We start from the raw sequence: 26,963 nt of genomic DNA, 5'->3' as shown, positions 1-26,963 counted from the left end.
GCAAGCTAGCCAAATAATAACGATAGTCAGACTACAATAGTTCCCAAAATGCCTTAATCAACGGTTCGTTTAAGCGTTTATTCAACGCACAGACACCCAATTCAAACGGCTCGACCAGTGCAATATTTTCCAGCAGTGAAATTCGGTTACGTACAGGTTCAGGGCTATTTTCAACCACAACCGTAGGGATCAGTGCAACCCCGCAACCTAGTGCTACCATAGAAACAATCGCTTCATGGCCGGAAACTGTTGCGTAAATGACGGGGTGTAGGATCTTATGCCGCCGAAACCACAGTTCAATGCGCTGGCGGGAAGGCCCATGCTCAGGCAGGATAAAAGGGATGTTATTCCAGTCGGGATGTTCTTGTATAGCGAGATTTCTCACGATACAAGGCAGAGCAGGGGCAATCAATACCAATGGTACTTCGCCTATTTTGGTAAAGCTGACATTATCAGGTAGTTTCTCTGGTTTGCCCGCAATCCCTAAATCTACAGCGTCGGATTGAACTTTATCAACGGCATCAGCAGCATCTCCTGTTGTCAGTTTAATTTCCACCAAGGGATGTTCTGCCCGAAATTTATCCAATACTTGTGGAAGATGGCTATACGCAGCCGTAACTGAACAGAATAGACGTAATTCTCCCGTCAGTGATGAACTTTGGTGGTTTAATGAATGCTGTAACTGTTTATATTGCAGGAGAGTTTGCTGAGCAAATTGTTTGAATTGTTCACCGGCGGCGGTCAATTTTACTGTTCGGTTATCCCGCAGAAAAAGCGGATGCCCCAATAATTCCTCAAGGCGCTGGATCTGGCGTGAAAGTGTGGATGGGCTGACGTGCATGGCTTTGGCTGAGCGGCCAAAATGACAACTTTCCGCAAGGTGTAAAAACACTTTTAAATCACGTAGATCCATCGTTTTTAGGCCCTTTATTGAGAGGTTGTTTGTCGTGAAAAAGTTTGTTGCATAAACTGCAATGTAGTCTTGTTAATATATCAATTTCAGCAATGGCTCGCATGTCATATATTGTTTCTATGCAAACGACCTCACATCTAATTATTAAATCGGAGTCACCATGGCTAATTATTTTGATACGTTGAATTTACGCCAACAATTGGCGCAGTTAGGCAAATGTCGGTTTATGGCGCGGGAAGAATTTGCTGACGAAGCAGGGTATTTGAAAGGCAAGAAAGTGGTGATCATCGGTTGTGGTGCGCAAGGGCTAAACCAGGGACTGAATATGCGTGATTCTGGTTTAGATATTGCTTATGCCTTGCGTAAAGAAGCGATTGATGAAAAGCGACCATCATGGCGTAAAGCAACCGAAAATGGTTTCAAAGTTGGCACTTATGAAGAGTTAGTTCCACAGGCTGATTTGGTTATCAACCTGACGCCAGACAAACAGCATTCCGCGGTGGTTCAGGCAGTGCAACCTTTGATGAAAGAAGGGGCAGCGCTAGGCTATTCTCACGGCTTCAACATCGTCGAAGTGGGTGAGCAAATACGCAAAGATATTACCGTTGTGATGGTTGCCCCTAAATGTCCGGGTACGGAAGTGCGTGAAGAGTATAAGCGTGGATTCGGTGTACCCACTCTGATTGCTGTACATCCAGAAAATGATGCAAAAGGCGAAGGGATGGCGATTGCGAAAGCATGGGCAGCCGCAACAGGAGGGCACCGCGCTGGCGTACTGGAATCTTCCTTCGTAGCAGAAGTTAAATCAGACTTGATGGGAGAACAAACCATCTTGTGTGGCATGTTACAGGCAGGTTCTTTGTTGTGCTATGACCAACTGGTTGCTGATGGTGTTGATTCCGGTTATGCCGGAAAATTAATCCAGTTTGGTTGGGAAACTATCACTGAAGCGCTGAAACAAGGCGGCATTACATTAATGATGGATCGTCTTTCCAATCCAGCGAAATTGCGTGCCTATGCTTTGTCTGAACAACTGAAAAACATTTTAACTCCGCTGTTCCAGAAACATATGGATGACATCATTTCTGGTGAATTCTCTTCCACAATGATGGCAGACTGGGCAAATGGGGATAAAAACTTACTGGCTTGGCGTGAAGAAACGGGTAAAACGTCATTCGAAAATTATCCGGACTATACGGGGCAGATCAGTGAGCAAGAATACTTTGATCATGGTGTCCTGATGATTGCTATGGTCAAAGCAGGGGTAGAACTGGCATTCGAAACGATGGTAGATACTGGCATCATCGAAGAGTCTGCTTATTATGAATCTTTGCATGAACTGCCATTGATCGCGAATACCATTGCTCGCAAGCGTCTGTATGAAATGAACGTGGTAATTTCTGATACTGCGGAATATGGTAACTATCTGTTCTCATACGTCGCTGTTCCGTTGCTGAAAGAGAAATTCATGGCAACCCTGCAAGCCGGAGATTTAGGAAAAGCAGTTGCAGATCGTAGCATTGATAATGCGCAGTTGCGTGATGTGAATGAGGCGATCCGTAACCACCCGATTGAAGTTATCGGCCGTACTTTGCGTGGTTATATGACGGATATGAAACGCATTGCAGTTGGTGGCTAATACAATGTTATCCTGCCCGAAGTGACTTTATCGGGCAGGTAGCTCTTTCATTCTTACAAATTGAATTTCAGTCTTAATTCATCGATGGCTTGTCGCTGACATGCTTCAAATCGTTCTTTCGGTTGCTGTGCTTGGATCATGTTCAGGGCCGGATCGTTGACTTTAGTGCGCACACCGCTTAATTCCTCCATGACAGCTAATCCACAGAAAGGTACATAGGCTTCGGAATACCCCCCTTCGTGAACGATGACTAATTTTCCATGACATAGCTCATCGGCTGCTTGCTGTACCCTGCGGGTCATTTCACGGAAGCTGTCACTATGCAATTGCATTCGTGCCAAAGGATCAAAGGCATTGGCATCATAACCGCAGGCAATGATGATCAATTCTGGTTGGTAACGTCGCAATGCCGGGAGCACAATGTGATCCATAGCATAAAGATAGCTATTGTGCCCAGCTCCTGCCATCAATGGGATATTGATATTGAAACCTTCTCCTTTGCCGGCTCCGATATCTTCCTCGCCACTGTAGCCTTCGGGATAGCAGCCATCTTGATGCAGAGAAATAGTCAAAACATCATCACGTTCCCAGAAGATATGTTGGGTTCCATTGCCGTGGTGGACATCCCAGTCGATGACTGCGACTCGGCCAACCCCAAGCTGCTCTTTTGCGTGCTCAATGGCAAGGGCAATATTGGCAAGGAAACAGAATCCCATTGCTCGATCTGGCAGGCAGTGGTGCCCAGGGGGGCGGGAAAGGCTGTAGGCATTATCCAGCTCGCCTTGTAACACTGCTTTGACTGCGGCATAAGTGAGTCCGGCGGATAGTTTGGCTATTTCATAGCTACCTTGTCCTATTGACGCTTCTAAGCCTAATGTTCCTCCACCATTGTCACTCACGGACTTAAAGCGCTGTAAATACTCTTCGGTATGTACCAGTCTCAGCATTATATCATCAAGAGGTTCTGCCCCCTGCTGTTGCAATGAATGACTTAAGCCCGAAATATCTATTAAGTTTTTCATTCTGCGTTTTGTTTCTGGTGATTCTGCATGTCCTGCACCGTTGGGAGGTTGTACCCATCCTCCAACAGGAAATGTCATAACGTGTGATAATCCAGAATTGTGCCAGAAACAGAGTTCATCAAAGAAAAAGCCTGTTTTACGTAACATATTACATCCCTCTTCGATTCCCTTTATCTTTCAAACTACAATTTGAAGTCTATTGGGTATATTGATTGTATGTCAGTAAGCGTAATTGATGGTTATAAGCATTAAACTTCAAGTTGCAATTGACAACCCTATATGAAATCACACGCATCTTGAAGTTAGATTGGTATATAACATCAACGCAGTTAAATAGAACCTATGTATTTCAATTACAGTAGAAATCAAGATTGATATATACCAATCGCCTTTCAAGATGCGTCTTATATCTCCCCAAGAAGCGGGGAGATATAAACAATCACATTGATTTGCAAGCTGCAACTTGAAGTTGGATTGATATATTTTGACAGAGTAATTTAAATTATTAATGAAAAAATTATTTTGTAATTTATCACATAAATTAATAATAAACCGAATGAGATTTAGTAAAGCATTATGAATAACAAAGGGATATGTGAGTCAGCGATAGTATAAAATAGCGTAAAATAGGTATTTATATACCAATCTCACTTCAAGATGCATGTAATTTCTCCCCGCTTCGCGGGGAGAAATCAGGTGTCATATCGTGTTGTAAATTGCAGCTTGAAGTTTAATGCGTATATATTTATGGATTAAGCACGTTGGTAATAGCTCCATGTTTTCTGCTATTTTCTTTATTCGTTGAAAAATAAAATGCACTATAGTTTTTTCATCATTTTTAAAAAGTGGTGATTGATGTTTTTTTAATTTTTCTTGTGATAGTTCATTAAAGTAAAGAAAATCACCTGTAACCTTGCTTTCTGTTACAATTTCTCTCCCTGATCTTTTATCCTGATATAGCTTTCGAAACAGTATGCGATTAAATCCAAGCCAACAACAAGCGGTTGAATTTGTAACAGGACCTTGTCTGGTTCTGGCGGGTGCAGGCTCTGGCAAGACTCGAGTGATCACCAATAAAATTGCTCACCTGATCCGCACTTGTGGTTATCAGGCTCGCCATATTGCGGCAGTCACTTTTACTAATAAAGCGGCACGTGAGATGAAAGAGCGTGTTGCTCAAACCTTGGGCCGTAAGGAGACACGGGGGTTGATGATCTCGACTTTCCATACCTTGGGGTTAGAGATCGTTAAGCGTGAATACAAAGCGTTGAGAATGAAAAGTAACTTCTCATTATTTGATGATCAAGATCAGATGGCTTTGCTAAAAGATCTCACTGCGGATTTGCTGCAAGAAGATAAAGATCTGCTACAAAAACTGACCTCGAACATTTCTAACTGGAAGAATGACTTAATGTCGCCGGAACAAGTGATGAAAATGGCACGTTCAGCGCAAGAACACCAGTTTGCAGAATGTTACCGTCGCTATGACTTGCACCTGAATAGTTGTAATGTCCTCGATTTTGATGATCTGATTACCAAACCAACTTTGCTGTTGATGCATGATGAGGAAGTCAGGGAGCGTTGGCAGAATAAAATTCGCTACTTGCTGGTAGATGAATATCAGGATACGAATACCAGTCAATATCAACTGGTGAAATTATTAGTGGGTAATCGCGCACGTTTTACCGTGGTTGGGGATGATGATCAATCCATTTATTCATGGCGTGGTGCCCGTCCACAGAATTTGATTTTATTGAAGGACGATTTCCCGCAGTTGAATGTGATTAAGCTGGAACAAAATTACCGTTCATCAGGGCGGATATTGAAAGCGGCGAATATTCTGATAGCTAACAATCACCATGTTTTTGAAAAAAAACTTTTTTCAGAGTTGGGATATGGTGATCCACTCAGGGTGATCGAAGCGAACAATGAAGATCATGAAGCTGAGCGTGTGGTGGGAGAGTTGATCGCTCATCACTTTATCAATAAAACGGACTATAAAGATTACGCGATTTTATATCGCGGTAATCACCAATCCCGTATCTTCGAAAAAATGTTGATGCAAAACCGCATTCCTTACCGAATTTCGGGGGGAACATCGTTCTTTTCTCGGCCTGAAGTTAAAGACCTGCTCTCTTATTTGCGTGTTTTGACCAATCCTGAGGATGACAGTGCGTTTTTACGTATCGTCAATACACCACGGCGAGAAATCGGTGCAGTGACAATCCAGAAATTGGGCGAATGGGCGAATAGTCGTAGCAAGAGCTTATATCAAGCCAGTTTTGATCTTGGGCTGGAACAGCATTTAACGGGACGTGGTTTGGCAGCATTACAGCGTTTTACCCACTGGATGGACGAAATAGCTGGTCAGGCGGAGCGGGAGCCACTGCTGGCGGTGAGAGACTTACTGCGTGGCATGGATTACGAAAGCTGGCTATATGAAACTTCCCCCAGCCCAAAAGCAGCTGAAATGAGAATGAAGAACGTCAACCAACTTTTCACTTGGATGAGCGAAATGCTTGAGGGAGATGATTTGAATGAGCCAATGTCTCTTTCCCAAGTTGTGGCGCGTTTTACGTTGCGGGATATGCTGGAGAGAGGCGAAGAAGATGAAGAGTTGGACCAAGTTCAGTTAATGACGTTACATGCTTCCAAGGGGCTGGAGTTTCCCTATGTTTTTTTGGTTGGTATGGAAGAAGGTTTATTACCACACCAAAGCAGCATTGATGAAGACAATATTGAAGAAGAGCGTCGTTTAGCTTATGTCGGTATTACGCGGGCGCGGAGAGAACTTTTTTTCACCCTCAGCAAAGAGCGTCGCCAGTTTGGTGAACTTATCCGCCCAGAACCGAGCCGATTCTTACTTGAATTGCCACAGGATGATTTGGATTGGCCCCAAGGTAAGCGAGTGATGAGCGCAGAGGAAAGGATGAAACAGGGGCAATCACGCCTTGCCGACATTAAATCCCGTCTGGGGCTTGGGCTGAAAACCAGCAATAATAAATAGTATGATAATAACCCCCTGCATTTATGAATATAATTGCAGGGGAATAAAGTAAAACTTTAGCCGAGACGAGCGTTATTTTGCTCCTCAAGCAGCAATAACCATTGGACATAACTCTGCCACTTCTTCTCTTGCTGTAATGCTTCAGTTCTGAGTGGATGTTTTATCTGCCATTGATGGGGCAAGGTGATAATGAGCGTTTCATTTTTCGCCTGTAATCGTAAAGCTGGCAATGTGTCATCTCGTCGACGGCTGGCGAAAATAATTGCCAGACGCAATAAGCGACATAACCGTTGTGCCTGTAGCGATGGCACAGCATTTTGCTGACTAAGTGATGCCAGATCCACTGGGCCACTTTGATTTTTCAATAGAATAGCCAACAGTCGTTTTTGGGCTGGCGTATAACCAGGCAGATCTAAGTGGCTTATTAAATAAGCCGAGTGTGCAGGCCCCTGACGAAAATCAACAAACAGACCTATTTCATGGAGTAAACAGGCACTGATCAATAACTCACGACAACGCTCGTCTAATTCCCATGACTTAGCAACTTGCTGGCAAAAATTTTCGGCTAACTGTTTGACACGCTGTGCCTGCTCAATATCCAGTTGAAAACGATGCTGAATATTGCGCAGGGTTCTTGTCCGAATATCCGACTCGATCGGCAAATCCAGCATCCCGTAAACCAGGCCTTCACGTAATGCTCCGCCTGCTAATATCATACTTTCGATATTCAATGCCTGAAAAATGGCGATTAAGATGGCCAATCCACTTGGAAAAACCAACGCTCGTTCCAGTGTCAGCCCATCGATTTCTAACTCTTCCAGTTTGCCGCACTCAATCGCCTGATGTTTAAGTTGCTGGAGTTTAGGTAGGGTGATCAGTTCATCCATACCTTGAGCAATCATAATTTCCTGTAAGGCTTGCACCGTACCAGAAGCGCCTACACAAACGTTCCAGCCTTGCTCAAGCAGCTTAGTGGTCACAGGGCTGAGAATATCATGGGCAGCAGCTTCTGCATTGGCGAAATTTTCTGCTGTCAGGCTGCGATCATTGAAATAACGTTCCAGCCAGGTCACACAGCCCATTTCAAGGCTGAAAAGCTGATTGGCTTTGGCTCCGATACCGGTGACCAATTCAGTACTGGCGCCACCAATATCGACAACAAGTCGCTTTTCAGATCCGCCGGTCGTGTGAGCGACACCTTGATAAATGAGTTGAGCCTCTTCTTCGCCGCTGATCACATGAACAGGTTTGCCTAATACTTCTGAAGCCTTTCTGGTAAATTCGTCTGAATTTTTTGCCAGCCTCAAGGTTGCGGTAGCAACAACGCGGATCTGTGAGGCAGGAATATCTTGCAAATATTCGGAAAAGAGGCGCAAGCACTGCCATCCTCGTTCCATTGCCTGTTGTGATAAGTGATTATTTTTATCTAATCCGGCAGCCAGCCTGACTTTGCGTTTAATGCGAGTAACGACTTGAATGCTGCCGGATACTTCACGGACAACCAACATGTGAAAACTGTTTGAGCCTAAATCGATAGCCGCATAAAGCGAAGAAGCACTTAGCATAGTATTTATTCCGGCCTGTGTTGTTTCAGCATCGTGTTATTTCAAAATTACGTTATTCCAATACGATCGTACTATTCCAGTATTTTTCAGCCCTGCTTTATTTTAGCCTGGGCGCTTACTGTTGCGTGTTGCATTGCCACGGCGTGGTATGTTGGTACGCCGAGGGTGTCCCCCTGAGCGGGTGCGATTACGGCGCTTAGGTACTGGCAGATCTTTTAGCAATGCATCACTGTTATATTTGCTAACAGGTATCTGGTGCTGAATATATTCTTCAATGGCCGGTAAGTTGAGCGCATACTCTTCACACGCCAGGCTGATAGAATGACCACTTTCTCCCGCACGGCCTGTCCGACCAATCCGATGCACATAATCTTCACAGTCATCTGGTAGATCATAGTTAAATACGTGTGTCACAGATGGGATATGCAACCCACGGGCAGCAACATCTGTGGCAACCAGAATGTCCAGATTGCCCAGGCTGAATTCTTCAAGAATACGCAGGCGTTTTTTCTGTGCAACATCACCAGTCAGCAAACCAACCCGATGACCATCAGCAGCCAGATGTGCCCAGATGTCTTCACAACGGTGTTTAGTGTTGGCGAAAATGATGCAGCGATCAGGCCATTCTTCTTCCAGCAGAGTCTGTAGCAGGCGCATTTTCTCTTCGTTGGAAGGATAAAATAGCTCTTCCTTAATGCGGTGTCCTGTTTTTTGCAGCGGCTCCACTTCCACATAGTCAGGATTATTCATCTGCTCAAAAGCCAGTTCACGTACTCGATAAGAGAGAGTTGCGGAAAACAGCAAATTCATTCTTTCTGTGGCCGCAGGGAGTCGGCGGAACAACCAGCGAATATCTTTGATAAAGCCCAGATCATACATGCGATCCGCTTCATCAAGTACAACAACTTGAATGGCACCAAGATGGATATGGCCCTGTTTGGCGTAATCGATCAAACGCCCTGTTGTGCCAATGACGATATCGACGCCAGCTTCCAGGACCTTAAGCTGTTTATCATAGCCATCGCCGCCGTAGGCAAGGCCCATTCTCAACCCAGTGACTTGTGCCAATTCTTCTGCGTCAGAGTAGATTTGCACCGCCAATTCACGGGTAGGCGCCATAATCAGCGCGCGTGGCTGATTAGTTTTACGCTCTTTCTTTGCAGGATGAGTCAATAAGTAATTAAAAGTAGACGCCAAAAATGCCAGCGTCTTGCCCGTTCCGGTTTGTGCTTGCCCCGCAACATCTCGGCCTTCGACAGTTAAAGGCAATGTTAGCGCCTGTATCGGCGTGCAGTTGGAAAACCCCTTTTTCTCAAGGGCTTCTAAGACTTTGGGGTGCAATGCGAAGTCGGAAAACTTCTTTTCTGTCAAATGTGTTTTGCTCATAGTAAGGTAGAATATCAGTTAACTATTGCTTTAAGAAAGTGTATCCGCTGAAATAAAGACACCCTTATGTTGGTTAATGTACACTTACACTGTAAAAGATATTACTTTTGGAGCAAAAAATGAGTGCGAATATTATCTCTCTGACTGATGCTGGCTTTGGAAACGATGTTTTGAAAGCACAAGGTCCTGTTCTCGTTGAATTCTGGGCTGAGTGGTGCGGTCCTTGCAAAATGATAGCCCCTATTCTGGATGAAATTGCCACAGAATACGAAGGAAAATTGACAGTTGGCAAGCTGAATATTGATGACAACCCAGCAACAGCACCAGAATACGGTATTCGTGGTATTCCAACTATGATTCTGTTTAAAGATGGTGAAAAGGTTGCTGTAAAAGTGGGCGCTTTGTCAAAAACTCAACTGAAAGAGTTTTTAGAACCACACCTATAATTTAGAATCAGGTCACAGTAATTACGGACGTTTGGCGTATGAGATGATTTATCTCATTGACCGCTAGACGTCCGCTACGAAGCATGGTAAGTTAGCGACCATGTGCTTGTATGAAGCTTTGCTGGAGCGAATTCTTTATTCGATATAAAGGCTTATTGATATAAAGAGTTGACATTAAGCATGTTACATACTAAACAATTTGTAGTGTCTGATAAATCTGTTATCTCTGGGTCACCTGAAGTATCTGATGACATATCGCATTTGGTAAAATTCCTGAGTCTATATACGATTAATCCAGTATATAGCTTAGTACACTCATAGCGTCCTAATGTTAAACTATCTTTAAGCAGAGTGTTTTTATCCTAGGCATTTTTATGTCGAGCCTTCTCCTTCTTGTGCTAGGTGTTAGGTATAGAATCTGCTAACAGTGCTTATGTTAAAAAAACGTTTATGCTGAAAGATGTGTATGCTGAAATAGTGTCCACTGTTAAACTTTAATAGTGTTCGTATTATAAAATTGTATCTATATTATAGATAGTTATAACATATGGCACATAGATAGTTAGAAGATAGTTTTGACAGTTTGTCAGCCTTATTTTGAAATCAATCTAAGTACTTCAAACTATTGCCTTGTAATATAATTTAATATGTTGGAAGGTGTTATTTGTTTCTGGTACAAATAAACAGGCATCGATAATGCTGCCATACCATTCACGTTCATAGTTCGAGATATACCCCGAGTTAAAGAACCCACCATTATGAATCTTACCGAATTAAAGAATACGCCGGTATCTGAGTTGATTACTCTCGGCGAAAATATGGGGCTGGAAAACCTGGCTCGTATGCGTAAGCAGGACATCATTTTCTCTATTCTCAAACAGCATGCGAAAAGCGGAGAGGATATTTTCGGAGATGGTGTGTTGGAGATATTGCAGGATGGATTTGGTTTCCTCCGCTCCGCAGACAGTTCTTACCTTGCAGGCCCTGATGATATCTACGTTTCTCCTAGTCAAATCCGCCGCTTTAACCTCCGTACCGGTGATACCATTTCAGGGAAAATCCGCCCACCAAAAGAAGGTGAACGCTATTTTGCTTTGTTGAAAGTTAATGAAGTCAACTTTGATAAACCTGAAAACGCTCGCAGTAAAATCCTGTTTGAAAACCTGACTCCACTTCATGCTAACAACCGCTTGCGTATGGAACGCGGTAATGGTTCTACTGAAGATTTGACAGCACGTGTTCTGGATCTGGCAGCGCCGATTGGTCGTGGTCAGCGTGGTTTGATTGTTGCACCACCAAAAGCGGGTAAAACCATGCTGCTGCAAAATATTGCAGCTAACATCGCTCATAATTACCCAGATTGCGTTCTGATGGTTTTGCTGATTGACGAGCGTCCAGAAGAAGTCACCGAAATGCAGCGTCTGGTAAAAGGCGAAGTGATTGCATCAACCTTTGATGAACCTGCTTCCCGCCATGTTCAAGTGGCTGAAATGGTGATTGAAAAGGCAAAACGTCTGGTTGAGCACAAAAAAGACGTTATTATCCTGCTGGATTCCATTACCCGCCTGGCTCGTGCATATAACACTGTGGTTCCTGCGTCCGGTAAGGTTTTGACTGGTGGTGTGGATGCGAATGCCTTGCATCGTCCAAAACGTTTCTTTGGTGCTGCACGTAACGTCGAAGAAGGTGGTAGTTTGACCATCATTGCGACTGCGTTGGTTGATACTGGCTCCAAGATGGATGAAGTTATTTACGAAGAATTTAAGGGTACAGGTAACATGGAATTGCACCTGTCCCGTAAGATTGCGGAAAAACGTGTCTTCCCAGCCATCGACTACAACCGTTCAGGAACGCGTAAAGAAGAGCTGCTCACTGCACAGGATGAGCTGCAGAAAATGTGGATCTTACGTAAGATCATTCATCCGATGGGTGAAATCGACGCGATGGAATTCCTTATCAACAAACTGGCTATGACAAAAACAAACGAAGAGTTCTTCGACTTTATGAAACGCTCATAGTTTAGTTTTGCGATAAAGATAAAAAAGATCCTTCTGTGACAACTTAAGCGCCACGTTTTGTGGCGTTTTTTTATGGTTGTATATTATTACATCGCTTGAGTGATGTGGCACATATTTTGCATATCTTATTTGGATGGTCGAGTGGGTATATGCCAAGTAAATTTCTTACAAATATTCAGTAATTGATCATGTACTACGGCCAGCGTTATCCATGTGTTGATTTTCTTGCATGGCAGAACTCCTTATTTTGTGAATACCAACTTATAGGTCAATAGCTACAAGCATCTATAAGTCTATCGATAATAGATGGCCCATCGTTATCTTACAGAGAGTTGTTATTGTGAATATTCCTAGGATGAGCGCCGAAATTTTTTACATTTTTATATTTTCATTCGCGTTTTTGTTTATGGCGCGTAAGGTCGCAAAAAATATAGGTTTGGTTGACAAGCCCAATTACCGTAAGTGTCACCAAGGATTGATTCCTTTAGTCGGTGGTATATCATTGTTTTTTAGTGTTTGTTTTGCGTTTGCAATCACAAAAGAGTTTATCCCTCACAAATGGCCATATTTGGCTTGTGCCGGAATACTGGTTTTTGTCGGTGTACTAGACGATCGTTTTGATGTCAGCGTGAAGATTAGAGCAATTATTCAGGCCTTGGTTGGCATTAGTATGATGTTTTTTGCTGATCTTAAAATTGAGAGTTTAGGAAATTCCTTTGGTCCTTGGGAAATGATCTTGGGACCATTCAGCTATATTGTGACTCTATTTGCTATCTGGGCTGCCGTTAACGCTTTCAATATGATGGATGGTATTGATGGTTTGTTGGGGGGATTATCTTGCGTTTCATTTGGTGCATTAGGGATTTTGCTTTACGAAAATGGAAATATGGCGCTGGCGTTTTGGTGCTTTACATTTATTGCTGGGATTTTGCCTTATATCTTCCTCAACCTTGGCCTACTGGGAAAGCGTTTTAAAGTATTTATGGGTGATGCAGGGAGTACCTTAATTGGTTTTACTGTAATTTGGCTACTGACTGAAACGACTCAAGGGGAACACTATTCTATTAATCCTGTGACAGCATTGTGGATCATTGCCATTCCACTGATGGATATGGTTGCGATTATGTACCGTCGATTGCGTAAGGGACTGAGCCCATTTGCAGCAGATCGTCAGCATATTCACCATTTGATGATGCGTTCTGGATTTACTTCTCGTCAGGCATTTATTTTGATCACTTTAGTTGCGGCGCTGTTGGCATCAATTGGAATGATTGGAGAGTGGTTAAGTTTTGTTCCCGAGTGGATAATGTTGGCATTATTTTTGCTTGCATTTATGTTGTATGGCTATTGCATCAAAAGAGCGTGGAAGGTAGCCCGTTTTATCAAACGGTGTAAGCGCCGTATGCGTCGGGCAGCAAGCCATCATTAACGACATCGACAATCAAAGAGGTTTTGTGCAGTGATAAACTCAGAAACGAAATCTAAACAGGATCAACCTGCTATAGAGCATGAACTGGATATTCGGGCGCTGTGTTATGCTTTGTGGCATGGAAAGATATGGATTATCGCACTGGCAATAATTTTCGCTGCCGCTGCTCTGGGTGCATCTTATTTGATGCAGCAAAAATGGAGCGCAACCGCTATTGTGGACCTACCGACAACGAATAATTTGGGTAGCTACTATTCGCAACAACAATTTCTGCGTAACTTGGATACTCATATCAATGCTGCACCAGAAGCGCAATTACCGACCATTCCAGACGGTGCATACAAAGAATTCATGACACAGGTTTCTGCGTATGATACCCGTCGTGAATTTTGGCTTCATTCCGAATATTACAAACAACGCAAGGAAGAGCGTGCCAAAGCGGATGCTGTATTGTTGGATGAATTGATCAACGCTATTAAAATCACGCGTAGTGATGATAAAACATCATCAAATGACAGTATCAAATTGACAGCAGAAACCGCCGTTGATGCCAATCAACTTCTGCGTCAATATATTGCATTCGCCAACCAACGGGCGAGCACTCACCTGAACAACGAAATTAAAGGGGCATGGGCGACACGTACCCAGTCAATGAAAGCGGTGGTGAAACGTCAGGAGATGGTGGTAAAGGCTATATATAATCGTGAATTGAATGTCTTGCAGCAGTCACTGAAAGTAGCTGAGAAGCAAGGTATTCACCGTAATCAGACAAACATCCCTATCGAAGAACTGCCTGAATCCAAAATGTTTATGTTGGGTACATCATTACTGCAAGCCCAAATTGAAACGTTGGAAGCCACAGGTCCTGACTACAGCATCGATTATGATCAAAATATCGCGATGCTGGCTACGTTAAATGTCGGTCCGACTTTGCAGGACGCTTTCCTAACTTACCGCTATCTCAGAACACCGGAGGAACCTGTTAATCGAGACAGCCCTCGCCGTGCTTTCATGATGATTTTATGGGGAGCCGTAGGCATGTTGATTGGCTCCGGTGTTGCTTTGGTAAGACGTCCTCGCTCTGATAGTTCACATAAGTAGCTATAAACGATAGGTTTTTGATTCCCATTCTTGGAAGTATCTGCAATGATTGACAAAATAAGAGAGTCACTGTGAAAGTGTTGACTGTGTTTGGTACCCGGCCGGAGGCCATTAAAATGGCACCGTTGGTACATGCGTTGGCTATGGATACTGCCTTTGAAGCAAAAGTGTGTGTCACAGCTCAGCATAGGGAAATGCTGGATCAGGTATTGCACCTGTTTGGGATAACGCCGGATTTTGATCTGAATATCATGCAAAAAGGACAAGATCTGACGGATATCACATGTCGTATCCTGCAAGGTATAAAACCTGTATTAGAAGAATTCAAACCAGATGTGGTACTGGTGCATGGCGACACAACAACAACTATGGCAACCAGTCTGGCTGCTTTCTATCAACATATTCCGGTAGGCCATGTTGAAGCTGGCTTAAGAACAGGGGATCTTTATTCACCATGGCCGGAAGAAGCCAACCGTAAGATTGCCGGACACTTGGCTATGTACCATTTTGCACCGACGGAAAATTCCCGGAATAACCTCTTAAAAGAATCCATTGCGGAAAACCGTATTTTTGTTACCGGCAATACAGTGATTGATGCTCTGCTATCGGTGCGTGATCGCATCATGAATGACGAAGCCATGTATGGGCAGTTTAGCGAGCTTTATCCTTTCCTTAACCTAAATAAAAAAATGATCTTGGTGACAGGTCATCGTCGGGAAAATTTTGGTAAAGGGTTTGAGCGTATTTGTGAAGCATTGGCACAAATTGCCAAAGCGCACCCTGATGTCCAGATAGTGTATCCGGTCCATTTGAATCCGAATGTCAGTGAACCCGTTAAGCGCATTTTGCATGACATTGATAACGTTATCCTTATCAAACCGCAGGATTATCTGCCTTTCGTCTATTTGATGAATCATGCCTATTTAATTTTGACCGATTCAGGAGGGATTCAGGAGGAAGCGCCTTCTTTGGGAAAACCGGTTTTAGTGATGCGTGATACCACTGAGCGACCTGAAGCGGTTGCTGCGGGGACAGTACGGCTAGTGGGAACAGAAACACAAACTATAGTTGCGGAAGTTACGCGTCTATTGACGGATGTTAACGCCTACCAACAAATGAGCCATGCCCATAATCCTTATGGTGATGGTCGGGCTTGCCAGCGAATTCTTGATGCATTAAGAAAAAATCAGGTGACATTATGAGTTTTGAAACAATTTCTGTTATCGGTCTGGGTTATATCGGTTTGCCCACCGCAGCGGCATTCGCCTCCCGTCAAAAGAGGGTGATTGGCGTGGATGTTAATCAACATGCGGTAGAGACGATTAACCGTGGTTCGATTCATATCGTTGAACCTGATTTAGATAAGATAGTAAAAGTTGCGGTAGAAGAGGGCTTTTTGAAAGCCGTGGCGGTTCCACAAACAGCGGATGCTTTTTTGATCGCAGTTCCGACGCCCTTCAAAGGGGAGCATGAACCCGATATGGCTTATGTACGTTCTGCGGCGGAATCAATAGCACCCGTCTTGAAAAAAGGCGATTTGGTTATTTTGGAATCCACTTCTCCCGTTGGTGCGACAGAGCAGATGGCTGAATGGTTAGCCGCGGTACGTCCAGATCTTTCATTCCCTCAACAAGCGGGTGAAAACTCAGATATCGATATCGCCTATTGCCCTGAGCGTGTTTTGCCGGGGCAAGTTATGGTGGAGTTGATCAAAAATGATCGTGTAGTTGGGGGCATGACAGCCAAATCTTCCCGCAGGGCGAGTGAGTTGTACAATATTTTCCTTGAAGGTGAATGTGTTATCACTAATGCCAGAACAGCGGAAATGTGCAAGCTGACAGAAAACAGTTTCCGTGATGTTAATATCGCTTTTGCCAACGAACTTTCCTTAATCTGTGCCGAACAGGGAATCAATGTGTGGGAACTAATTAGTCTGGCAAACCGCCATCCACGTGTAAATATTTTGCAACCTGGCCCTGGTGTAGGGGGGCATTGCATTGCTGTCGATCCGTGGTTCATCGTATCTCAGAACCCTGAGCAATCCCGTTTAATTCATACTGCGCGTTTGGTGAATGATGGCAAGCCGCTGTGGGTTGTGGATCAAGTGAAAGCCGCAGTTGCTGACTGTTTAGCTGAAAGTGGCAAACGGGCAAATGAAATTAAAATTGCCTGTTTTGGCTTGGCCTTCAAGCCAAATATTGATGATTTGCGGGAAAGCCCAGCCGTTTATATTACAAAAATGGTTGCGCAGTGGCATGCAGGGCAAACTATCGCGGTTGAACCCAATGTGCATGAGCTGCCTAATTCACTGAAAGATAAGGTGGAATTAATGGATGTCAATCAGGCATTAGAAGAAGCGGATGTTGTCTTGATGCTGGTGGATCATCGCCAGTTTAAAGCCATTCATGGTTCTGCCATAAAACAAAAATGGGTTGTTGATACAAAAGGAGTTTGGCGTTGAAACGTATTCTTATTACAGGTGGTGCAGGTTTTATCGGTTCTGCGGTTGTGCGCCACATTATTAATCAAACTGAAGATAGTGTCGTTGTCGTTGATAGCCTGACTTATGCCGGTAATCTTGAATCACTGGCTCCCGTTGCCAACCATCCCCGCTATGCGTTTGAGCAGGTTGATATCCGCCAGCGTGATGCTTTAGATCGTGTATTCCAGCAATATCAACCGGATGCTGTCATGCATTTGGCCGCAGAAAGCCATGTCGACCGTTCCATTGATGGGCCGGCCGCTTTTATCGAAACCAATATCATCGGCACTTATACTTTGTTGGAAGCGGCTCGTGCATTTTGGCAACAGTTGGATCAGGAAAAACAGACCCAATTCCGCTTCCACCATATTTCAACAGACGAAGTATATGGCGATTTGCACGGTGAAGATGGTTTCTTTACGGAAATCACACCTTACGCGCCAAGCAGCCCTTATTCTGCATCAAAAGCGTCCAGCGATCATCTGGTTAGGGCATGGCGCCGTACTTATGGCTTACCGACCGTGATCACCAATTGTTCAAATAACTATGGTCCTTATCATTTCCCTGAGAAACTGATCCCATTGGTGATTCTGAATGGGCTGGCAGGCAAGCCTTTGCCGGTTTATGGCAAGGGAGAGCAAATCCGTGACTGGCTCTATGTGGAGGATCATGCGCGGGCGTTGCACTTGGTGGTCACCAAGGCAGAGCCTGGCAAAACCTACAACATCGGTGGACATAATGAACGCCGAAATATCGAAGTTGTGGAAACAATTTGTGAATTACTGGAGGAGCTGCGCCCCGAAAAACCTGCTGGGGTAGAATATTATCGCGATCTTATTACTCATGTAACGGATCGTCCAGGGCATGATATGCGTTATGCAATTGATGCAGCGAAAATTGAGCGTGAATTAGGGTGGACTCCTGAGGAAACGTTCGAATCCGGCATTCGCAAGACTGTGCAATGGTATCTGGAAAATGAGAATTGGTGGAAAAGAGTTCAGGATGGCTCTTATACAGGGGAACGACTTGGGTTAGGAAATAAATAAGCCTATCGGGGGAGCAGATGAAAGGAATTATACTGGCTGGGGGTTCTGGCACCCGTTTGTATCCAATAACACGTGGCGTATCAAAGCAGCTATTACCGATTTATGACAAGCCGATGATTTATTATCCGCTGTCAGTGTTAATGCTGTCGGGCATACGCGATATCCTGATCATCTCGACACCGGAAGATTTACCCGCTTTTAAACGATTATTAGGCAGTGGTGAACAATTTGGTATCCACCTTAGTTATGCCGAACAGCCTTCACCTGATGGCCTGGCGCAGGCATTTCTGATTGGCGAAGAATTTATCGGCAATGATGCTTGCTGTCTGGTATTGGGTGACAATATCTTTTTTGGTCAAGCATTTAGCCCGAAATTGCAACATGTCGCCGGCCGAAAAACAGGAGCGACAGTATTCGGTTACCAAGTGATGGATCCTGAACGATTTGGTGTCGTGGAATTTGACGAGCAGTATCGGGTACTTTCCATAGAAGAAAAACCTGTACGGCCTAAATCCAATTGGGCGGTGACTGGTCTCTATTTTTACGACAACAAAGTCGTGGATTTCGCCAGACAAGTAAAACCGTCTCCGCGTGGGGAACTGGAAATCACCAGTATCAACCAGATGTATCTGGAATGCGGTGAATTGAATGTTGAATTATTGGGGCGTGGTTTTGCCTGGTTGGATACAGGGACGCATGACAGCCTGATTGAAGCCAGCACTTTTGTTCAGACCGTCGAAAAACGGCAAGGTTTTAAGATTGCTTGTCTGGAAGAGATCGCATGGCGTAATGGTTGGCTCAGTGAGGAGCAATTGAAAATAGCGGCCACGGATTTGGCGAAAACAGGTTACGGCAATTATCTGATGGATTTGCTCAATGTCTATTCACGCCAACCTTGAACCTTTGGCTTGGGAAAGCCAGTTTTTTGATTTATCTACGGCTCGCCTGAATTTTTCGTCGGAAGCGGCAGTGTTGACGGTTGCTGATTTGGACCAATATACATTGGTACAAGCCAAAGTAGCGGCCCAGCAAACGGATATTATCGATGGGCTTTCTGCCTTCGGGTTTTCACTGGTTGAAGGTGAGGTTGATTTACGGTTATCGGTTGAGGCGGGAGATATTCCTGGCATTCATACGGGAAGAACAGCTATTTCGGCAAAACAAGAAAATATCCCTGTATTGAAGGCTGTTGCAGCGCGTGTATTTACCGCCAGTCGCTTCCGTGCACCATGGTATCAACAGGATGACAGTGGCAGGTTCTATGCTGCTTGGGTTGAAAAAGCCGTTTTAGGTACATTTGATCATGAATGCCTGCTTATCCATGATGAACGAGGTCAAATAGCGGGCTTTGTCACCTTAAGGGACATAGGTAACAGCGAAGCACGCATTGGCTTACTGGCTGCTGTACCGGACAATCATCATCAAGGGATTGGCAAAAAATTAATGTCGGCGGCGCAACAGTGGTGTCATAACCATCAGATACAATGGCTGAGAGTGGCTACGCAAATAAGTAATATCGCTGCGTTGCGTCTTTATACACGTCGTGGTGCCATCATTGAAAGCACCGCATATTGGTTATACAGAGGACGAAATGATTCCATTTAATAAACCACCGGTAGTCGGCACTGAACTTGAATACATGCAACAGGCGATGGCTAGCGGTAAGTTGTGTGGTGATGGCGAATTTACCAAACGCTGTGAAGCGTGGATGGAACAGCGTTTTAATTGCCCGAAAGTATTGCTGACACCCTCTTGTACAGCTTCACTGGAAATGGCAGCAATGTTGTTGGATATCCAACAGGGTGATGAAGTCATCATGCCGAGCTACACCTTTGTTTCGACCTCCAATGCTTTTGTTCTGCGTGGTGCCACCATTGTGTTCGTGGATATTCGTCCTGATACCATGAACATTGATGAGAACAAAATTGAAGCAGCCATTACAGCAAAGACCCGTGTTATCGTACCCGTGCATTATGCGGGTGTAGCCTGTGAAATGGATACCATCATGGCACTGGCGAAAAAATATAACCTGTATGTAGTAGAAGATGCCGCACAGGGCGTCATGTCTACCTATAAAGGCCGTGCATTAGGCACGATTGGACATATTGGTTGTTTCAGCTTTCATGAAACCAAAAATTACTCAGCCGGTGGTGAAGGTGGGGCAACATTAATTAATGATAGTTCCATGATTGCCCGTGCTGAAATCATTCGGGAGAAAGGCACTAACCGCAGTCAATTCTTCCGCGGACAGGTCGACAAATACACATGGCGTGATATCGGTTCCAGCTATCTGTTGTCTGATTTGCAAGCGGCTTACCTGTGGGCACAACTGGAACTTGCTGAAAAAATTAACCAGCGTCGCCTGACTTTGTGGGATAACTACTATCAAGCCCTGAAACCATTAGCAGACGCGGGGCATTTAGCTTTGCCAATTGTCCCGGAAGGCTTGGAACACAACGCCCATATGTTCTATATCAAGCTCAAAGATGTAGAAGAGCGTAGCGCATTCAATCGTTATATGAAAGAGAATGGTATCCTGAGCGTATTCCACTACGTGGCATTGCATACCAGCCCAGCGGGGGAGAAGTGTGGCCGTTTCCACGGCGAAGATCGCTTTACCACCCGCGAAAGTGATCGCTTAGTTCGCTTACCAATGTTCTACAATATCACTGATACAGAACAGCAAATCGTTATCGATCGTATCAAGGAATTTTTCGCCTGATATGTCACTTGCTAAAGCTTCTATTTGGACAGCGGGCTCCACATTGATCAAGATCGGTGTGGGGTTGCTGGTCATTAAACTTCTGGCGGTATCTTTTGGCCCAACAGGTGTTGGACAGGCAGGTAATTTTCGCCAACTCATTACTGTATTAGGTGTGCTCTCTGGGGCAGGAATTTTTAATGGTGTCACTAAATATGTGGCGGAACATCATCAGCAACCGGAAAGGCTCAGGGCCGTATTGGGTACATCGTCCTTGATAATTTTAGGTTTTTCGACCTTACTGGCAGTGAGCTTCCTCTTGTTCAGTGAAATTATCAGTACTGGCCTATTTGGTCACACCCGTTACAAAACTGTTGTGCAGGCGCTCGCATTTATTCAAATGGGTATCTCTTACGCCAACTATTTTCTGGCAATCCTGAAAGGGTTCAGAGATGCTAAAGGAAATGCGTTAGCCATTATTTTGGGCAGCCTGACAGGCGTATTGGCTTATAGCCTCTGTTATTGGCTGGGAGGCTACGAAGGGGCATTGGCGGGCTTGGCATTGGTGCCTGCATTGGTGGTTTTACCTGCCGGCCTGATGATACTGCATCGCAAGGTGATTACATTTTCTGCCCTGAAACCTGTATGGGATCGTGCGATTGCCAGCCATCTGGGGAAATTTACCCTTATGGCGTTGCTAACTTCTATTACATTGCCCGTTGCATATGTCATGATGCGAAACTTGCTGGCAGCGCGTTATAGCTGGGAAGAAGTAGGGATTTGGCAGGGAGTGAGCAGTATTTCAGATGCTTATTTACAATTTATTACCGCCTCCTTCACTGTCTATTTATTGCCGACTCTTTCTCGTCTGGAGAGTAAGCAAGCAATTACCAGTGAGATTGTGAAGGCGCTGAAATTTGTCTTGCCTGCTGTGGCTGCTGCCAGTTTCTCTGTCTGGTTGTTGCGTGATTTTGTGATTTGGCTGTTATTTTCAGACAAATTCATCGCCATGCGGGATCTGTTTGCGTGGCAGTTAGTGGGCGACGTATTGAAAGTTGGCGCTTATGTTTTTGGTTATCTGGTGATAGCGAAAGCTGCACTGCGTTTTTATATATTGACTGAAGTGAGCCAATTTCTTTTACTGACGGGCTTTTCTCATTGGCTGATACCGGCAAATGGGGCATTGGGGGCTGCTCAGTCATATATGGTAACTTACATTGTTTATTTCATTCTTTGTTGTAGCGTATTTATTATTTATCGCAGGCGAGCATGACAACCCTAATTCACGTTTTGGGATCGGATATCCCACATCACAATCAAACGTTACTGCGTTTCTTTAATGACGTCTTGGCACAGGAAATACATTTTTCCGCCAAACCGTGTTTTATGGTGGTGTCTAAAGACCACACATGGTTATCGAATTACCCTAATTTGGCTGTTTCTCTTTATAACAGCAAATCTGCCTTGTCGCAGGCGGTGGTAGAGAAAGCGCAAGCAAACAGAACCGTCCGTTTCTTTTTCCACGGGCAGTTTAATGCTGCTTTGTGGTTGGCTTTATTAATCGGCAAAATTCAGCGACACCAATTCTTCTGGCATGTTTGGGGCGCTGATCTCTATGAAGAATCTCGCCAACTGAAATTCCGTTTGTTCTATCTGCTTCGTCGTTTGGCACAAAAGCGGGTGGGGCATATTTTTGCCACGCGTGGTGATCTGCGGCACTTTTTTCAGGATAATTTGCGTTCAAGTCGGGCCAAACCTGATGTGCCATCATCATTGCTCTATTTCCCAACTCGGATGGAACCTGCGTTGACAGTGACAGAGAAAACGTGCTCACCGCAAGGAATTACCATCTTATTGGGCAATTCAGGGGATCAGTCTAACCGTCATATTGAAGCCTTGCAGAAGATCCACCACCAATTTGGAAATGAGGCTAGGGTCCTAATCCCAATGGGCTATCCTGATAATAACCAAGCCTATATCCAGAGCGTGGAGCAAACTGCGTTGTCGTTATTTCCAGCGCAAAATGTCCGTATCTTAAAAGATCAAATGGCCTTTGATGAATATTTGTCATTGTTGCGCCAATGCGATTTGGGGTATTTCATTTTCAATCGTCAGCAAGGCATTGGAACACTCTGTTTGCTGATTCAATTTGGTATTCCGTTTGTTCTAAGCCGTCAAAATCCATTCTGGCATGATTTAACGGAGCAGCAGATCCCTGTTCTGTTTGACGGTGATGAACTTAATAAACACTGGGTGCAGGAAGCACAGCGCCAGATGCTATCCCTCGATAAAAAGGCGATTGCTTTTTTTGATCCCCATTTCATTGAGGGGTGGAAAACCGCCCTGTCGGAAGCATCTGGAGAGTAGTAATGACTTTGATACAATTCGGTGGGCTTTTTGTTGTTTACGTGATTTCGGTGGCCTTTATCCTGACTTTGACATATCAGGAGTTTCAGCGTGTCCGTTTTAACTTTAATGTTTTTTTCTCATTGTTGTATCTGCTGACATTCTATTTTGGCTTTCCACTGACTAGCTTGTTGGTATTTCAGTTTAATGTGGAAGTGGTACCAGTAGATTCATTATTACATGCAATGCTGGCGTCTGGCTGTTTTTACGCCATTTATTATGTGGCTTATAAGACACGCCTCACTTATAAAATACGGTCAGACGATAATATAAAGTCTGAAACCTTAACAGTGACGGCACCGCGTAAGCCCTTGTTTACAATGAATCGGGTGGAAACGAATCTAACGTGGTTACTGCTTGCTGGTATTGCTATCGTTACGGTAGGTTCGTTCTTTATGCAAAACGGCTTTTTGCTGTTTAAATTACAGTCCTATAGCCAGATATTTTCCAGCCAGGTTTCCGGTGTGGCGCTCAAGCGATTCTTTTATTTCTTTATTCCTGCCATGCTAGTGGTCTTTTTTCTGAAACCGACCAAAGTACGATGGTTGTGCTTTTTGGTAGGAACGGTGGGATTTGGCGTCCTGACATATGTGATCGTTGGCGGAACGCGAGCTAACATCATTATCGCATTTGCATTGTTCCTGTTTATCGGGATTGTTCGTGGCTGGATCACACTGTGGATGCTGTTTACTGCGGGTGCGATGGGAGTTGTCGGTATGTTCTGGCTGGCGTTGAAACGCTACAGCTTGGATGTAAGCGGGGCGGAGGCATTTTATACTTTCCTGTATCTCACGCGAGATACTTTCTCACCGTGGGAAAATTTGGCCCTGTTACTGGATAATTACAGCAAAATCGATTTTCAAGGACTGGTACCGATTATCCGTGATTTTTATGTCTTCATTCCTGGTTGGGTATGGCCGGACAGACCCAATCTGGTCTGGAACACCGCTAACTATTTCACGTGGGATGTATTAGATAACCATTCTGGTCTTGCGATCTCCCCAACACTGATTGGCTCTCTTGTGGTGATGGGGGGCGTATTCTTTATTCCCCTGGGGGCAATCGCAGTTGGTTTTATTATTAAATGGTTTGACTGGATTTATGAAGCAGGAAAACAGGAGAGCAATCGCTATAAGGCAGCAATTTTGCAAGCTTTCTGCTTTGGCGCCATCTTTAACATGATTGTGTTGGCCCGTGAAGGAGTCGATTCTTTTGTTTCTCGGGTAGTGTTCTTTTGTCTTGTCTTTGGCCTATGTCTGGTTGTGGCGAAATTGCTGTATTGGCTGTTTGAAAGCGCTGGGCTGATTCGAAAATTTACGGTCAATAATCTGGCAGCTTCGCGAAAAACATCTGTTATTTTGGATGTAAGGAAAAAAAATGGCATTGAATAATATTCCCAAATACTGCATTCGTGGTCTCAGTATCTGGGGATTCCGCGGTATGTCGCATTTCCTCGACCACCTTTTTCTGGCTGAGCAGGTGAAAACAGGTACATTGATTGCGATTAACGCAGAAAAAGTGCTCACGGCGGAGAAAGACAATGCGCTGAATGCATTACTGGATGAAGCCGAATATTTATACGCAGATGGTATTAGCATAGTACGCGCTATTCGCCGCAAATACCCTGATGCGGATGTATCGCGTATTGCGGGTGCTGATTTGTGGGAAGCCCTGATGGAGCGGGCAGGGCGTGAAGGCACACCGGTCTTTCTGGTTGGCGGAAAACCCGATATTTTGGCACAGACTGAAAACAAACTGCGCACCCAATGGAATGTCAATATTGTAGGCAGCCAGGATGGGTATTTTACACCTGATACACGTGATGAGGTATTTGAGCGGATTTGTGCCAGTGGTGCTGCGATCATTACTGTCGCGATGGGATCGCCCAAACAGGAAATCTTTATGCGTGATTGCCGCAAGGTGCATCCAGATGCACTGTATATGGGGGTTGGAGGAACCTATGATGCCTTTACTGGTCACGTTAAACGTGCACCGAAAGTCTGGCAGAATCTGGGTTTGGAATGGTTGTATCGCTTGCTTTCTCAGCCAAGCAGAATTCGTAGACAGATAAAGCTATTGAGATTCCTTGGTTATTATTACGGTGGCAAGCTCTAATCCCAAAATTTCTCTGTTTTTGCCTGCTGTATCGAACATATACAGCAGGTTTTTGCTTTATTGTATTACTGTCTTTGGGTTGACCAATGGCTTGTTGTTTCACTGCTTGTTTTCAAATCCCATGTCTGCAATCCCTAGTTTTAGCATTTTTTTATTTCACTAACAGGCAAAACGTGTTTTGATCCCAGCCTTTTTTACAACGATTGATTATCAATTCCTGTATTTTTTCTGTTTGTAAGTATAGACATCATAAAAGTGGATAGGGAGTTTTATGAGTGATTCAAAACAGAGCCTGCAAAGGGGACTTGAGGCACGTCATATTGAGCTGATTGCGCTAGGTGGCACAATCGGTGTAGGGCTGTTCATGGGATCAGCCAGTACCTTGAAATGGGCCGGTCCTTCTGTTTTGCTGGCTTACATTATTGCTGGGCTTTTCGTCTTTTTCATTATGCGTTCCATGGGAGAAATGTTATTTCTTGAACCTGTAACGGGTTCATTTGCTGCTTTTGGGCATAAATATTTAAGTCCTTATTGGGGATGCCTGACCGCATGGGGTTACTGGTTCATGTGGGTTTCTGTCGGGATTTCAGAGATTACTGCGGTTGGCGTCTATGCTGAATTTTGGTTTCCTGAGTTGCCTCAATGGGTTTCGGCACTGGTAGCGGTTGGATTAGTTGCTTTAGCAAACTTAGCGGCAGTCAGGCTGTATGGCGAGCTGGAGTTTTGGTTTGCCATGATCAAAGTCACAACGATTATTGTGATGATCCTGATTGGCATTGGTTTGATTTTCTTCGGGTTGGGTAATGACTGGCAACCTATTGGTTTGGATAACCTGACCACACATGGTGGTTTTTTCTCTGGTGGGTGGCAAGGCTTTTTATTTGCCCTGTGCATTGTGGTTGCTTCTTATCAGGGGGTAGAGCTGGTTGGCATTACTGCCGGTGAAGCAAAAAAACCACAAGTTACGCTTAGAAAAGCGATCAACAATATCTTGTGGCGTATCCTGATTTTTTATGTTGGTGCCATTTTTATCGTTGTTACATTGTTCCCGTGGACAGAAGTAGGTGCGCATGGCAGCCCATTTGTGATGACTTTTTCTAAAGTCGGTATCACTTCTGCGGCTGCAGTAATTAACTTTGTTGTGTTGACTGCTGCGTTGTCGGGCTGTAACAGCGGAATGTACAGCGGTGGCAGAATGTTATATGCCTTGGCACAGAACCGTCAATTGCCTGCTTCACTGCTGAAATTGTCGAAAAATGGTGTGCCAGTAAGATGTATTGCAATTACCATTGGTTGCTTGATTGCAGGTTCCAGCTTGAATTACCTGATACCAAATCCGCAGTCAGTATTTGTTTATGTTTATAGCGCCAGCGTGTTGCCTGGCATGGTGCCATGGTTTGTGATTCTGGTCAGTCAATTGCGTTTCCGCCAGCATCATGAGGAAGCCATAAAACAGCATCGGTTTAAATCAATTCTGTTCCCTTATGTCAATTATCTGACACTGATTTTCCTGTGCTGTGTATTAGTGGGGATGGCAATTAATACGGATACCCGTTTTTCCCTGATAGTCGGGGGCGTATTTTTGCTGATCGTGTCACTAATTTATTGGTTAATGAAATGGTATTTGCCTAAAAAATCGAAATAGTTTTATTGGTTGGTTTTTGAACGCAAAACTGTTTTTGCTGAT

General features: G+C 44.4%; 21 protein-coding genes. 17 read left to right on the top strand and 4 right to left on the bottom strand.

The features are described from left to right. Positions 1–31: 31 nt before the first annotated feature. A complete protein-coding gene (gene ilvY / locus IQ211_RS03290; protein WP_189760760.1) occupies positions 32–913 on the bottom strand; it encodes an HTH-type transcriptional activator IlvY in 882 nt (293 codons plus the stop codon). Positions 914–1,073: 160 nt separating this feature from the next. Here ilvY and ilvC point away from each other — a divergent pair, with 160 nt between their 5' ends. Continuing rightward, entirely contained in the window at positions 1,074–2,552 is a 1,479-nt protein-coding gene (gene ilvC / locus IQ211_RS03285; RefSeq protein ID WP_189760761.1) for a ketol-acid reductoisomerase, read from the top strand. A gap of 53 nt (positions 2,553–2,605) precedes the next feature. On the opposite strand, the gene IQ211_RS03280 is transcribed toward ilvC, so the two are convergent. Beyond that, the gene (locus IQ211_RS03280) at positions 2,606–3,721 is read right to left on the bottom strand and encodes a class II histone deacetylase (protein WP_189760762.1); all 1,116 of its coding nucleotides are present in this window, start codon (positions 3,719–3,721) and stop codon (positions 2,606–2,608) included. Positions 3,722–4,547: 826 nt separating this feature from the next. Here IQ211_RS03280 and rep point away from each other — a divergent pair. Further along, a complete protein-coding gene (gene rep, locus IQ211_RS03275; protein WP_189759381.1) occupies positions 4,548–6,581 on the top strand; it encodes a DNA helicase Rep in 2,034 nt (677 codons plus the stop codon). 56 nt (positions 6,582–6,637) lie between these two features. On the opposite strand, the gene gppA is transcribed toward rep, so the two are convergent. Both gppA and rhlB read right to left on the bottom strand, forming a co-directional pair. After that, the gene (gppA, locus tag IQ211_RS03270; protein WP_189759382.1) at positions 6,638–8,146 is read right to left on the bottom strand and encodes a guanosine-5'-triphosphate,3'-diphosphate diphosphatase; all 1,509 of its coding nucleotides are present in this window, start codon (positions 8,144–8,146) and stop codon (positions 6,638–6,640) included. Positions 8,147–8,248: 102 nt separating this feature from the next. After that, positions 8,249–9,532, bottom strand: a complete 1,284-nt coding sequence (rhlB, locus tag IQ211_RS03265; RefSeq protein WP_189759383.1) for an ATP-dependent RNA helicase RhlB — start codon at positions 9,530–9,532, stop codon at positions 8,249–8,251. Positions 9,533–9,651: 119 nt separating this feature from the next. On the opposite strand from rhlB, the gene trxA reads away from it, so the two are divergent. From trxA to thrP, 15 genes are all read left to right on the top strand, one after another. Next, positions 9,652–9,978, top strand: coding sequence for a thioredoxin TrxA (gene trxA, locus IQ211_RS03260; RefSeq protein ID WP_189759384.1), 327 nt, complete (start codon positions 9,652–9,654; stop codon positions 9,976–9,978). Between the two features lie 758 nt (positions 9,979–10,736). Then, positions 10,737–11,996 (top strand): transcription termination factor Rho, encoded by a 1,260-nt coding sequence (gene rho, locus IQ211_RS03255; protein ID WP_074020680.1) that lies wholly within the window; start codon positions 10,737–10,739, stop codon positions 11,994–11,996. A gap of 340 nt (positions 11,997–12,336) precedes the next feature. Then, positions 12,337–13,425 carry a UDP-N-acetylglucosamine--undecaprenyl-phosphate N-acetylglucosaminephosphotransferase gene (wecA, locus tag IQ211_RS03250; protein WP_189759385.1) on the top strand — a complete coding sequence of 363 codons (1,089 nt, stop codon included), beginning with the start codon at positions 12,337–12,339 and terminating at the stop codon, positions 13,423–13,425. A 30-nt stretch (positions 13,426–13,455) separates the two neighbouring features. Beyond that, complete coding sequence (wzzE, locus tag IQ211_RS03245; RefSeq protein WP_189759386.1) at positions 13,456–14,526, top strand: ECA polysaccharide chain length modulation protein; 1,071 nt, start codon at positions 13,456–13,458, stop codon at positions 14,524–14,526. A 71-nt stretch (positions 14,527–14,597) separates the two neighbouring features. Continuing rightward, on the top strand, positions 14,598–15,728 hold the full coding sequence (wecB, locus tag IQ211_RS03240) for a non-hydrolyzing UDP-N-acetylglucosamine 2-epimerase (protein WP_189759387.1): 1,131 nt from the start codon (positions 14,598–14,600) through the stop codon (positions 15,726–15,728). After that, entirely contained in the window at positions 15,725–16,987 is a 1,263-nt protein-coding gene (gene wecC, locus IQ211_RS03235; protein ID WP_189759388.1) for a UDP-N-acetyl-D-mannosamine dehydrogenase, read from the top strand. Before wecB ends, wecC begins: the two co-directional genes overlap by 4 nt. Next, the gene (gene rffG, locus IQ211_RS03230) at positions 16,984–18,054 is read left to right on the top strand and encodes a dTDP-glucose 4,6-dehydratase (protein ID WP_189759389.1); all 1,071 of its coding nucleotides are present in this window, start codon (positions 16,984–16,986) and stop codon (positions 18,052–18,054) included. The genes wecC and rffG overlap by 4 nt, the downstream gene beginning before the upstream one ends. Positions 18,055–18,071: 17 nt before the next feature. Continuing rightward, complete coding sequence (gene rfbA, locus IQ211_RS03225) at positions 18,072–18,953, top strand: glucose-1-phosphate thymidylyltransferase RfbA (protein ID WP_189759390.1); 882 nt, start codon at positions 18,072–18,074, stop codon at positions 18,951–18,953. Next, on the top strand, positions 18,931–19,659 hold the full coding sequence (gene rffC / locus IQ211_RS03220) for a dTDP-4-amino-4,6-dideoxy-D-galactose acyltransferase (protein ID WP_189759391.1): 729 nt from the start codon (positions 18,931–18,933) through the stop codon (positions 19,657–19,659). The genes rfbA and rffC overlap by 23 nt, the downstream gene beginning before the upstream one ends. Beyond that, positions 19,646–20,776, top strand: a complete 1,131-nt coding sequence (gene rffA / locus IQ211_RS03215) for a dTDP-4-amino-4,6-dideoxygalactose transaminase (protein WP_189759392.1) — start codon at positions 19,646–19,648, stop codon at positions 20,774–20,776. Before rffC ends, rffA begins: the two co-directional genes overlap by 14 nt. Position 20,777: 1 nt before the next feature. Next, a complete protein-coding gene (gene wzxE / locus IQ211_RS03210; RefSeq protein WP_189759393.1) occupies positions 20,778–22,028 on the top strand; it encodes a lipid III flippase WzxE in 1,251 nt (416 codons plus the stop codon). Beyond that, entirely contained in the window at positions 22,025–23,122 is a 1,098-nt protein-coding gene (locus IQ211_RS03205) for a TDP-N-acetylfucosamine:lipid II N-acetylfucosaminyltransferase (RefSeq protein WP_189759394.1), read from the top strand. The genes wzxE and IQ211_RS03205 overlap by 4 nt, the downstream gene beginning before the upstream one ends. 2 nt (positions 23,123–23,124) lie before the next feature. Continuing rightward, a complete protein-coding gene (gene wzyE / locus IQ211_RS03200; RefSeq protein ID WP_189759395.1) occupies positions 23,125–24,552 on the top strand; it encodes an ECA oligosaccharide polymerase in 1,428 nt (475 codons plus the stop codon). Next, positions 24,539–25,276 (top strand): lipopolysaccharide N-acetylmannosaminouronosyltransferase, encoded by a 738-nt coding sequence (gene wecG / locus IQ211_RS03195; protein ID WP_189759396.1) that lies wholly within the window; start codon positions 24,539–24,541, stop codon positions 25,274–25,276. Before wzyE ends, wecG begins: the two co-directional genes overlap by 14 nt. A 271-nt stretch (positions 25,277–25,547) precedes the next feature. Then, complete coding sequence (thrP, locus tag IQ211_RS03190; RefSeq protein WP_189759397.1) at positions 25,548–26,921, top strand: bifunctional threonine/serine APC transporter ThrP; 1,374 nt, start codon at positions 25,548–25,550, stop codon at positions 26,919–26,921. Positions 26,922–26,963 lie beyond the last annotated feature (42 nt).

This window comes from Xenorhabdus griffiniae (genome assembly GCF_015163655.1).
Lineage (GTDB): Bacteria > Pseudomonadota > Gammaproteobacteria > Enterobacterales > Enterobacteriaceae > Xenorhabdus > Xenorhabdus griffiniae.
The sequence above is the reverse complement of the archived record's forward strand: the minus strand, read 5'-3'. Positions and strand labels throughout refer to the sequence as shown.

Excerpts from the sequence above, each read along its gene's own strand:
- rep (WP_189759381.1), top strand. The coding sequence starts at position 4,548 with ATGCGATTAAATCCAAGCCAACAACAAGCGGTTGAATTTGTAACAGGA.
- ilvY (WP_189760760.1), bottom strand. The coding sequence starts at position 913 with ATGGATCTACGTGATTTAAAAGTGTTTTTACACCTTGCGGAAAGTTGT.
- gppA (WP_189759382.1), bottom strand. The coding sequence starts at position 8,146 with ATGCTAAGTGCTTCTTCGCTTTATGCGGCTATCGATTTAGGCTCAAAC.
- wzxE (WP_189759393.1), top strand. The coding sequence starts at position 20,778 with ATGTCACTTGCTAAAGCTTCTATTTGGACAGCGGGCTCCACATTGATC.
- wzyE (WP_189759395.1), top strand. The coding sequence starts at position 23,125 with ATGACTTTGATACAATTCGGTGGGCTTTTTGTTGTTTACGTGATTTCG.
- rho (WP_074020680.1), top strand. The coding sequence starts at position 10,737 with ATGAATCTTACCGAATTAAAGAATACGCCGGTATCTGAGTTGATTACT.
- wecG (WP_189759396.1), top strand. The coding sequence starts at position 24,539 with ATGGCATTGAATAATATTCCCAAATACTGCATTCGTGGTCTCAGTATC.
- ilvC (WP_189760761.1), top strand. The coding sequence starts at position 1,074 with ATGGCTAATTATTTTGATACGTTGAATTTACGCCAACAATTGGCGCAG.
- rfbA (WP_189759390.1), top strand. The coding sequence starts at position 18,072 with ATGAAAGGAATTATACTGGCTGGGGGTTCTGGCACCCGTTTGTATCCA.
- IQ211_RS03205 (WP_189759394.1), top strand. The coding sequence starts at position 22,025 with ATGACAACCCTAATTCACGTTTTGGGATCGGATATCCCACATCACAAT.
- trxA (WP_189759384.1), top strand. The coding sequence starts at position 9,652 with ATGAGTGCGAATATTATCTCTCTGACTGATGCTGGCTTTGGAAACGAT.
- wecC (WP_189759388.1), top strand. The coding sequence starts at position 15,725 with ATGAGTTTTGAAACAATTTCTGTTATCGGTCTGGGTTATATCGGTTTG.
- IQ211_RS03280 (WP_189760762.1), bottom strand. The coding sequence starts at position 3,721 with ATGTTACGTAAAACAGGCTTTTTCTTTGATGAACTCTGTTTCTGGCAC.
- rffC (WP_189759391.1), top strand. The coding sequence starts at position 18,931 with ATGTCTATTCACGCCAACCTTGAACCTTTGGCTTGGGAAAGCCAGTTT.
- thrP (WP_189759397.1), top strand. The coding sequence starts at position 25,548 with ATGAGTGATTCAAAACAGAGCCTGCAAAGGGGACTTGAGGCACGTCAT.
- rhlB (WP_189759383.1), bottom strand. The coding sequence starts at position 9,532 with ATGAGCAAAACACATTTGACAGAAAAGAAGTTTTCCGACTTCGCATTG.
- rffA (WP_189759392.1), top strand. The coding sequence starts at position 19,646 with ATGATTCCATTTAATAAACCACCGGTAGTCGGCACTGAACTTGAATAC.